Annotated in this window: 8 protein-coding genes; 1 reads left to right on the top strand and 7 read right to left on the bottom strand. The window is 61.5% G+C overall.

Annotated elements, in window-relative coordinates; all coding sequences use genetic code 11:
- Window positions 1-251: 251 nt before the first annotated feature.
- The 5 genes from Q8K08_RS04355 to repA all read right to left on the bottom strand — a co-directional run bounded on the left by Q8K08_RS04355 (window position 252) and on the right by repA (window position 6713).
- Window positions 252-725 carry a hypothetical protein gene (locus Q8K08_RS04355; protein WP_305249304.1) on the bottom strand — a complete coding sequence of 158 codons (474 nt, stop codon included), beginning with the start codon at window positions 723-725 and terminating at the stop codon, window positions 252-254.
- Window positions 726-824: 99 nt separating this feature from the next.
- Window positions 825-2996: a ParB/RepB/Spo0J family partition protein gene (locus Q8K08_RS04350; RefSeq protein WP_305249303.1), complete on the bottom strand. Its 2172-nt coding sequence runs from the start codon at window positions 2994-2996 to the stop codon at window positions 825-827.
- 170 nt (window positions 2997-3166) lie between these two features.
- Complete coding sequence (gene repC / locus Q8K08_RS04345; RefSeq protein ID WP_305249302.1) at window positions 3167-4378, bottom strand: plasmid replication protein RepC; 1212 nt, start codon at window positions 4376-4378, stop codon at window positions 3167-3169.
- A 213-nt stretch (window positions 4379-4591) separates the two neighbouring features.
- Window positions 4592-5524, bottom strand: coding sequence for a plasmid partitioning protein RepB (gene repB, locus Q8K08_RS04340; protein ID WP_322573302.1), 933 nt, complete (start codon window positions 5522-5524; stop codon window positions 4592-4594).
- A complete protein-coding gene (gene repA, locus Q8K08_RS04335; RefSeq protein WP_305249300.1) occupies window positions 5508-6713 on the bottom strand; it encodes a plasmid partitioning protein RepA in 1206 nt (401 codons plus the stop codon). The genes repB and repA overlap by 17 nt, the downstream gene beginning before the upstream one ends.
- Before the next feature lie 209 nt (window positions 6714-6922).
- On the opposite strand from repA, the gene Q8K08_RS04330 reads away from it, so the two are divergent.
- Window positions 6923-7150 (top strand): AbrB/MazE/SpoVT family DNA-binding domain-containing protein, encoded by a 228-nt coding sequence (locus tag Q8K08_RS04330; protein WP_305249299.1) that lies wholly within the window; start codon window positions 6923-6925, stop codon window positions 7148-7150.
- A gap of 102 nt (window positions 7151-7252) precedes the next feature.
- Here Q8K08_RS04330 and Q8K08_RS04325 read toward each other — a convergent pair whose 3' ends face one another.
- Together Q8K08_RS04325 and Q8K08_RS04320 are read right to left on the bottom strand one after the other, a co-directional pair.
- Window positions 7253-8416 carry an ATP-binding protein gene (locus Q8K08_RS04325; RefSeq protein ID WP_305249298.1) on the bottom strand — a complete coding sequence of 388 codons (1164 nt, stop codon included), beginning with the start codon at window positions 8414-8416 and terminating at the stop codon, window positions 7253-7255.
- Between the two features lie 47 nt (window positions 8417-8463).
- Entirely contained in the window at window positions 8464-9348 is an 885-nt protein-coding gene (locus Q8K08_RS04320) for a recombinase family protein (protein ID WP_305249297.1), read from the bottom strand.
- Window positions 9349-9524 lie beyond the last annotated feature (176 nt).

Genomic DNA, 9524 nt, shown 5'->3' with positions numbered 1-9524 from the left:
CGCGGGTTGATCTCGAAGACAGGATTCGGGGCAAGGAAGGGAATGGCGAGCGGGGGATGGTGCCCCAACGTCAGGAGCCGGTTGTCCCGCTGATGCTTTTAACGCCGCCAGCCTCCCGGGCAGGCTCTTGGTTGGTAGCCTTCGTACTGGGGGATGGATCCTTTGGTGCCCCGCAGCATCGCGGGACGAGGTTCATGTGGTCGGTGAGGGGCCCGCCCATGGGCGGGCCCCTCACGCTGTGTCAGCAGGGCTCAGGCGGCTAGGTCTGCGCCCCCTGCCCCATCGCCGTCCTCGGCGCCAACGATCTCGAGCCTCGCGTTGCGATAACCTTCGCGTGCGATCCAAAGCTCAGCCGCGGTAACGGACTCCGCCAGATGCAGCAGTTCGGTATTCCCGCCGAAGTCCAGCAGCACCCGCACCTGCCCAGCCTTCGGTTCCTCTGCCACCTCGAAGATCAGACGGCTGTCCGCCGAATGGCTGCGCATGATGGTGACGAGGATCACCCCGTCCGAGGAGAAGTTACCCTCATGCAGCGTGAAGGAGGCCGGAGCAGTCCAGGTCGGATAGACCCTTGGTGGCTCCTTCTTCACGAGACGGCCGACGCCGTTCGATCGCTCCCAGGCGACAAGCTTCTTGGTGAACCGTGCCGGTGGCTTCGGACTGCCATCGGTGTAACGGATCAGCGCCCCCAGAGGGGCTGTGTCGATGATGGTGGTTGCAGACATGATTCCTCATCCCGAATGCGAGCGTTCGCATTCATCATATTGATATTGCTGTATTTTGTGAGAGTGAGGGCGGGTTTCCCCGCCCCCGGATGGCTCAGATCACTCTGCCGCCATCATCGACGCGGCGTTCTCCGGCAGATCAGCCGTCAGGAAGGCGGGGAGATCAATGTCGTCGGGCTGGCCCGCGTCCTCCCCCTGCCCATCTGCAATCTCCTCGCCGTCGCCTGCCACCAGATCGGCCCGGCGCAGGACCTCGGGCAACCAGCCGCTGCCCTTGAGGAGCCGCTCGGCTTCGATCGCCATCTCGCCCTTCTTCAGATGGTCGAGAAGCTGCGCGGTCCCCTCACCCTTCGCCTCGCGCACGGCCTCGAGGATCCGGGCCTTGGGCACCCGGTTGAGGTAACCATCGACCGTAGGCTCCCAGCCCGCCTCGACCATGTCGAGATCCACCGCGCGGGCCACGAGATCGGCATGCGCCATGCGGCGGGTCAGGCCGCTGGCCGAGATGCCCGCACCGTAGGGGTTCACCTTCTCGTGGAGCGCGTTGATCCCGAAGCTGAGGCAATGCGCGAGAAGCGCAAGACGGCTGCCCTGATCGAGCACTGTCAGATAGTCCCAGAGCGCGGCGTCGTCGCCGAGGGGCAGATCGGCCTCCCATGTCGCATGACGCTCATCGACCAGCTTGGCCACGACGCTGTCTTTCAGATCGGGTGCCTGCGCCGACATGTAGACATGACGCACCGATGCCTCGAGGCAGCTGCCCGAAGAACTGGAGGTGCGGAACGTGTCCGTTACCAGCTTCAGAAGCAACAGCGTCAGCGCCACGTCGGGGGAGCGCCCGATGGCCTCGCGCAGCGCCAGCGTCCGGTGGGCGGTCAGTTCCATGACAAGCCGCTCGGGCAGCGGTTTCAGCGCGCCATCATCTTCTTCCTCGGACGTATCCGCGCTGATCGGCTGCCCGCCTGAGGTGATGACGGTGCCCCCGGTGGAGGTCGCCGACGGGTTCCAACTGGAAACACCGACATCACCCCCCTGCCCCGTAGCATCCGCGCCATCACCATCCTGGACCGCGGTCTCCTCGCGCGGCTCGTCCTCGGGCCGGACATAGCCGCGATAAACGGCCAGGCTGCCATCCCGATCAAGCGTGACGAATGCGCCCGCGCGGACGACCTCGGCCGGATCGTAGATCAAGGGCCGCGCCTCAAAGGCCTCCATCGCCATCTCGAGCTGCCCCAGGCGAGCGTCGATCTCCTCGGGATATTCATCCTGACCGGAGTATTCCTCCTCCAGCGCCCTATACTCAGCGAGCAGCGACGCATGGGCCGCGGTTTCCTCCTCGGCCATCGGCGCGGGATCACCGGCCAGACGCCGCAGTCCATGGCTGTAGCCGTAGGGCAGGTCGGTCGCCACCTCGATCCACTTCCAGCCCTCGGAGGCCAGCGCCTCGGCTTCGGCCTGAAGCTTGTCGGCCACCAGGCGGTCGAGGAGGGCAGGGTCCTCGAGCCAGCCACCGTCATCGCCCTGAAACAGATCGCGCAGCACGACGCCGCCCGCCGCCTGATAGGCATCGACACCGACAAATACCACACGACGATCCGAAGCTCGGACCGAGGTTTCCGTCAACATGCGCCGGATGGCGTAGGGCTCCTTGTTCCAAGAGTTCTTCACCGCATCCCAGACCTGCACCTGACGCGCATGGTCCGGATTCACCGTGAAGGCCATGAGCTGTTCCAGCGTCATGCCATCCTCGGCATAGACGTCGAGCAGGGCAGGGGCCACGGCAGCGAGTTTCAGGCGCTGCTTGACGATCTGCGGCGTCACGAAGAAGGCAGCCGCGATCGCTTCCTCGCCCTGACCCTTTTCGCGCAATGCCTGGAAAGCGCGGAACTGGTCGAGCGGGTGCAGGGCAACGCGCTGCATGTTCTCTGCCAGCGAGTCATCCTCGGCCAAAATTTCCGACGCCGCATGCCGCACGATGCAGGGGATGGGTGCAGTCTTCGCCAGCCGCTTTTGCTTCACCAGCAGCGACAGCGCCTGAAAGCGCCGACCACCAGCAGGGATTTCGAACAGTCCAGTCTCGACACCCTCGGCATCGAGCATGGGCCGCACGTTCAAGCCCTGCAGCAGGCCGCGGCGAGCGATGTCATCGGCCAGCTCCTCGACCGAGATGCCCGCCTTGATGCGCCGGACGTTGGCCTGGCTCAGCACGAGCTTATCGAAGGGGATATCCCGCGACGGGGACAGGGTGATTTTCTGGACAGCTTTCGTCATCAGATTTTCTCCACGACGGGCGTCGGAAGCCACTCTCCCGATCTCATTTCCCGTCACCCCTTCAAACCTTCCGTCCTTTCCCTCTCAGATCCTGCCTGACTGCCAAAACGTGACTTAACAGCTGTTAAGTCACACTGGCACAATGCGCGCATGGCGGAACTTAACAGCTGTTAAGCTGCACTTCGCCTGCCGATCAGCGCCATGACCATCGGCCCGCAGGAAAACTCGCCTGCCGCTGCCTTTGATGTCAGCGCACGGAGGTACCCGCCGGGCGATCTGATGTCGGCAAAGCGTTCCAGCATCGCCACAATGACGATCGATGCCTGCTCCGGCCCCATGAAGCGCTGCGCTTCTTCCCAGGCGGACGCACTGATGCCCATGGCTGGTCGCACATGGCAGGCTGCGTCGAAAAGCTGATGCCAATGTCGGATATCGCCTTGGTAAAAAGTCTTGAGCGACGGACAGCCCGCGATCACCAGATGGAGCGGAATCTTTGGCACCCGTCTAGTGTCAGGATCCTCAAGGCTGGCCTCAGGCAAATCTGGTTCAGGTTCAGGCGCGCCGGTCGCCGCTCCGCCTTGTCCTAAGGGAGGTTCAAAATCTATAGAGTCTTTATTTGAATTATGATGGTGCCGCTCAAAACAGGCATCATTGGTGTTCATATCTTCTGTTTCAGGACCATCAATGACGTTGCGTGCCTGGTCAAGAAGGGTCTCCAGTTCAGTCCGGAATGCCGAAAGATCCTCAAGCGAAAGCTTGCGGCGAAGAGCGCGGGCTGTGAGAGCGGCCCTGTCGCGGAGCTGGTCCCATAGGCCAAGGCCGGGCTGTATCTCCTCGCCGAACTCCGCCAGGGCGGCCAAGTCGCGACGCATGAGGCTCACCACCTCTCTAAGCCGCCGTACACGGTCCTCGGCCTCACGCACGGCCTCTGCGGCCCGTGCAATCTCTTCTGCCCGGCAATAAAGCGGGGAGAGGTCGAAGCCGAAGGCCACGCGATCTTCGCCACGCTTGCGTACATACCGCTTCCCGTTGGGGCTATCGCGCCGCATGAGCAAGCCTGCCTCTACCAACCGGGCGAGGTGACGACGCATCGTCGAGCAGGGCATGCCATTCAGCCGCTCGCAGATCGCATTGTTGGACGGGAAGACGACCATTTCGGCGTTCCCGCCAAGCGCATCGTCCGGAAAGAAGCTGAGAAGCCCCTGCAGAACGGTCAGATCGCGTTCGGAAACCCCAAAGGCCGCCTGCGCCTTGGACAGCTCGCGAAGAAGCTGCCACTTGTTGACAGGTTTGCCCGGGACAGATGCCTCGGGCCGCTCGATCACACGCAAATGCGCGTGCGAGATCGGCCGCATAAACGGCGAAATCGGTGTGTACTCCATGATCTCACTCACGAAGGCAAAATTTCCCTGGCCCGCGAATCGCTTTGCGCTTGCGGGAAAGGGGCCAGATCGCTACATTCAGAGGTGCGAAAACTGAAGTTTTGTAGCGGGCTGGTCCCATGCGAAACCTAAGAAAGGTCTCGTGAAGCTTGCTTCTCGGGGCCTTTTTCTTTTCTGCCTGTCTCGTGCCTCCTTTTTGGTTGTTGCGCTTCCTCAGTCTTCCGAACGCTTCCAGCGCTCGTGAAGCTCGGCGATCAGCTGTGGGGCGTTGCCCTCCAACCAGCTGACAAAATCGCTGTCCTCAGCCTTCAACTCGAGCTTGAGTTGCTTGCCGCGGCGTCCGGTCGTGACAGTTGCGGCACCGACCCCCGGAATGACCGTGCCAGGCCGCGCGGGCGGGCGAGACGATGATGTGGAGTGTTCAGGCTTTCCAGCGGCAGAGAGTACCGCCAAAAATGCCTGATCGGACTTCTCGTCAATGCCGCCTTGGTGGGTGGCCTTGGCCTCACCGGCCAAGGCTGCAAGCAGGTCACGATCGGCATCCGTGGTCCCAAGTAACTTCTTGAGTTCTTCCCATCGGGGCCGACCGATGCCTGGCGCTGCACCGATGGCAAAGACCAAGTCATCCCCAACGCTACGTACCACGCTTAACAGCTGCGAAACTCCCGCCTCGGTCAGATTGAGAACCTCGGCAACACCCTTGTTGGTGCGTTCTGATGCGCTCAGATGGTCACCGTCAAGCAAGGCGGCGGCAACGAGCGCACGTTCGATGAAGCTCAGATCTCGCCGCTCCTGGTTCTCCAAAAGCTGATCGCGAAGCGCCTGATCACCCTCCATCTCTGTGACGATGGCGCGAACTTTGACTCCAAGCTCTCTGCACGCTTCGAGCCTGCGGCGGCCATAGATCAGGCTGTAGCGATCACCCTCAAGCGGACGGACGAGGATCGGTACCCGCTGGCCATTCTTGGAAATCGACGTCTTCAGACCCTCGATCTCGATCTGCAGCCGGTCTTCGAGCCGACCTGCAGTTTCGATATCACCGGGGTCGATTTCGAAAACTCCACCGCGAAGCCTCCGCCCCTCAAGGGCGTCAGGCGCATTACGCAGGGTCTGCAAGGGCAGACCTAGTTTAGGTTTTCTTGCCATTGCGGCCCCCATTCTTGGCCCATGTGTTCTGGATGATCGCAGCAATCTCGTCGTTCACCGCGTTCATGGAATCAATGGCACGATCAAAGGTCTGGCGCGTGAAGTCTTTCTTTTCGGCCTCGTAGAGCGTCTGCTTTGTGAGCCCGGCATCCGAAATCGCAGTCGATTCGACCATGTGGTTGGTCAAGACTGACCTGCCAAAAAGACCTCGGATGAAGGCAATGACCTCGGTTTGCGGGGCGTCACCCACTTTGTATCGGGTGGGCAGGAAACGCAGCCAGTCAAAGCGAAGGTTTGCGCCGGCGTCCCGGATGACGCCAAGCAGATCAGCGGTCATGCGCAGGAACTGCGACATGGACATCAGATCGAGCATTTGCGGGTGAACGGTTACAAGCACCCCAGAGGATGCAGACAGGGCGGACATGGTCAGGAAGCCAAGCTGCGGCGGGCAGTCGATGACGACGACGTCATAATCCGCTTCGACACTGTCGAGCGCGTCGCGCACACGGGCAAAGAAGGCGCGTGCGCCACCGCGCTGGATGGCTGCCGGCGTTTCATGCTCGAACTCCATCAGTTCGAGATTGCCGGGAATCAGGTCAAGACCGCGGATGTAGGTCTTGCGGATCACGTCCGAAATCGGAACCGGCTCATCGTAGCGCACTGCGTCATAGAGGGTTCCACCCTCCATCAGGTCCAGTTCAGGTTGAATGCCATGCAGCGCGGAAAGGGAGGCCTGAGGGTCGAGATCAATCGCGAGCACCCGATACCCCTTGAGCGCAAGGCGCTGCGCAAGGTGAGCCGATGTCGTCGTCTTACCTGACCCCCCTTTGAAGTTTACGACAGAGACGATCTGAAGTTCGTCACCGGCGCGACGCCCCGGCACGTAGGTTCCAGGCTTCTTCGCATTTGCCTCAAGGGCGTGGCGGATCTCCCAGACATCATCTAGAGTGTACCGACGGTGACTTCCCGCGGTCGTCTCGACGTCAGCGATCTTTCCTTCTCGATGAAGCTTGCGAAGGTAGGTATGATCAACACCAAGCAACTCGGCCGCTTCACCACTGGTCAAGCTGCGCATGACTTTCTTGGCGTCGGGAGGGAAGTGGGCTGCACGTTGCGCGTGAAGGTTGGACGCGAGAAGCTCTGCGTAATGCCCGATGGCAATGTCTAGGTCCTGCTCAGGCTCGCTCATCTCTGCCTCGATCCGTGGGCGCGATTTTTATGTGACCGCGCGTTATTTATCGAGACTATTGCCAGACCGATCAGATTCGCGCAAGCTTTTTCCACATTTTGTGTCTGGGCGCGCAACAAGCACAAGGAAGATGGTCGCGTTGACCAAGCCTTCTCTGACATTCAAGGGCATGTAGCTCTTGCAACGCTGGTGGTGGCGGGGGGGTTAGGATGAAAGTCGTGAGATGGGGCAACTCCCTGGCGGTGCGCCTTCCAGTAAAGCTGGTCAGGGAACTTGGCCTGGAGGAAGGTGACCGAATCGAATTGATCCGCGACAATGATGTTCTGCGGGTTCAACGCTTGCCGCGCACCCGTGACGTGCTGGACGGCTTGCGACAGTTTCGCGGCCAACTCCCTGCCAATGATCGCCTTCGCCGCGATGATGCTCATAGGCGGTAAGGGCAAGCGCGGACATCCTGGCTGCTGGGGGAGGGCGATTTTCTCCCAAGCCCAATACAAATGAGCGCAGCGTCGGGACGGACCCAGAGCGGACATCAAGCTCTACGGCTTGCGCAACTGGCCCACGGCGGCAGCCAGAGGCACTGCGCGCAAATCATCGCCTGCCGGGACTTCCCGGTCACCTGCGTAGACCAGCATCTTCCGGTCGGCCTTGATGTCATCGACCGCCAGGTGGAATCCACGCGACACCTTGGGCGCGGTGGTGCGCTTGATCTCGATCGCCCAGATGTCATCCCCGGGTAGCCGCAAAACAAGGTCAAGCTCGGCCCCCGCCGTAGTCCGGTAAAAGAAGGGCTCGGTCCCGGTTGGCGCCGCGGCGATCAGGGTCTCGATGCAAAACCCTTCCCAGCTCCCACCGACCACAGGATGTCCCAGCAAGCTTTCCTGCGAACCGAGGCCGAGCAGGGCATGGACGAGGCCGCTATCCCTGACGAAGACCTTCGGCGACTTGACGAGGCGCTTGCCGACATTCTCGTGCCAGGGCTGCAGGCGCCGCACCAGCATGAGATCGACGAGCAGATCAAGGTATCGCCCGACGGTCTGACCTGAGACGCCAAGTCCTTCGGCCAGTGCGCTCGCATTCAACAGGCCACCCTGTGCATGCGCCAGCATCGTCCAGAAGCGGCGCAGCGTGGTTGCCGGGATGCGCGGCCCGAGGGAAGGGATATCGCGCTCTAGATAAGTGCGCAGAAAATCCTCGCGCCAGGTCATGCTGGACCGGTCGCTATCCGCCTGAAAGCTGTCAGGAAAACCGCCCCGCAGCCACAGGTCGTTCAACCTGTCTTCGCCGACTTCGTCCAGCAGGAGAGGCGGCATCTCGATATAGCGAACCCGCCCGGCGAGGGATTCGGCCGATTGATGCAGCAGCACATTCGACGCAGATCCCAGCAGAAGGAACTGCCCCGTGCGGGATCCCTTGCGCCGTCGCATGTCGATCTGCCCACGGAGGTTTTTGAACAGATTCGGCATCTGCTGAACCTCATCCAGGATCACCAGCTTGCCGACTTGTTCATCCAGATACAGATCGGGCTCAGTCAGGATCTGCCGATCCGCGTCGCGTTCTAGGTCGAGATACACAGATGGGCGTTGCTCGGCTATCTCAAGCGCAAGTGTAGTCTTGCCAACCTGCCGGGGCCCCAAAAGGACAACAGCCGCTTGGGCATCGAGGGCCGATATCACGATCTGACTGGTCTGGCGCTGGTACATACCTTGCAATTACTCCATGAAGTGGAAGTTTTGCAAGGTTATTATGCTCAATCGAGCAAGCCAAGCTGTTCGGCCCGTTCCAGCAACATCTTCACGGATGACGGCTGCCAGCTCGTCCGCCCACGGGGTGTGCGCTCACGCATGGATTCCAGCCTGTTACAGATCGCCTGAAGGGTGATGTCAGGATCCGCACCTTTGATCGTGGCGACGATGGCAGGCAGGCGGTCGTCCGTTTCGCGCCGTCCGGCGCGCGCCAGCACCGTGTCGGACAAAAAGCCATCGCGCACATAGGCGTTCACGGCGCGCAACAGGCGGCTCTGCGTCCATCGCCGCGCTTCCGGCAGAGGGCCGTTGATGATGCGAAGCACATCTTCCCAGGCCAAGTCGGGGCGCAACCGGCGTACATGGGGCACCCAGTCCTGTGCCGTCTCGTTCAAGCGCTCCATGTAGCCATCCTGTCGTGCCAGCCGCACCTTGCGCAGAGCGGCAGGGTCTTTGGCCCGCAGCCCAGGGTTTCCGCCAACACGGCCCTTGGTCCGCGCGCTGGCCAGCCCCGCCTTCGTACGCTCGCGGATCAAGGCGCGTTCGAATTCGGCCGCGGCGCCCAGCACCTGCAGGGTGAACTTGCCCTGCGGGGATGCGGTGTCGATCGGGTCCTCGATCGAGCGGAAGAACGCGCCCTTTACCTCAAGCCTCTCGATCACCTCCAGAAGGTGCGACAGCGACCGCGCCAGCCGGTCGATCCGCACGACCACTAGCGTGTCGCCCTTGGCGACGCGTTCCAGCACGCGCGCCAACACCGGCCGCGCACGATTGCCGCCAGAGGCCTGCTCTTCATGGATCTCCGCGCAGCCTGCAGATTTAAGGGCCTGCGACTGGGGCAGGGGGGTCTGATCCTCGGTCGATACGCGGGCATAACCGATGAGTGGCATCAAAACAGTCTTTTTGCAGTTTCATGTATCGCCACTAAACGACCGTTTAGAAACGGATGCAAGAGCAATCTCTGTGGCACTGACTTGTAGAAAGCTCTTGGTTTTCTGAGCTTGAGCTTGATCAAGGATTTCTCGCAGACCGTGGCGAGCGCATGCAATACAAGGTACTCAGAAGC

It is taken from the genome of Pseudotabrizicola sp., from assembly GCF_030684215.1.
In the GTDB taxonomy this organism is placed as follows: domain Bacteria; phylum Pseudomonadota; class Alphaproteobacteria; order Rhodobacterales; family Rhodobacteraceae; genus Pseudotabrizicola.
The sequence above is the reverse complement of the archived record's forward strand: the minus strand, read 5'-3'. Positions and strand labels throughout refer to the sequence as shown.

Bases quoted from the DNA above. Each gene is read 5' to 3' on its own strand.
- Q8K08_RS04320 (WP_305249297.1), bottom strand. From the start codon at position 9,348: ATGCCACTCATCGGTTATGCCCGCGTATCGACCGAGGATCAGACCCCC.
- Q8K08_RS04330 (WP_305249299.1), top strand. From the start codon at position 6,923: ATGAAAGTCGTGAGATGGGGCAACTCCCTGGCGGTGCGCCTTCCAGTA.
- repA (WP_305249300.1), bottom strand. From the start codon at position 6,713: ATGAGCGAGCCTGAGCAGGACCTAGACATTGCCATCGGGCATTACGCA.
- Q8K08_RS04325 (WP_305249298.1), bottom strand. From the start codon at position 8,416: ATGTACCAGCGCCAGACCAGTCAGATCGTGATATCGGCCCTCGATGCC.
- repB (WP_322573302.1), bottom strand. From the start codon at position 5,524: ATGGCAAGAAAACCTAAACTAGGTCTGCCCTTGCAGACCCTGCGTAAT.
- Q8K08_RS04355 (WP_305249304.1), bottom strand. From the start codon at position 725: ATGTCTGCAACCACCATCATCGACACAGCCCCTCTGGGGGCGCTGATC.
- Q8K08_RS04350 (WP_305249303.1), bottom strand. From the start codon at position 2,996: ATGACGAAAGCTGTCCAGAAAATCACCCTGTCCCCGTCGCGGGATATC.
- repC (WP_305249302.1), bottom strand. From the start codon at position 4,378: ATGGAGTACACACCGATTTCGCCGTTTATGCGGCCGATCTCGCACGCG.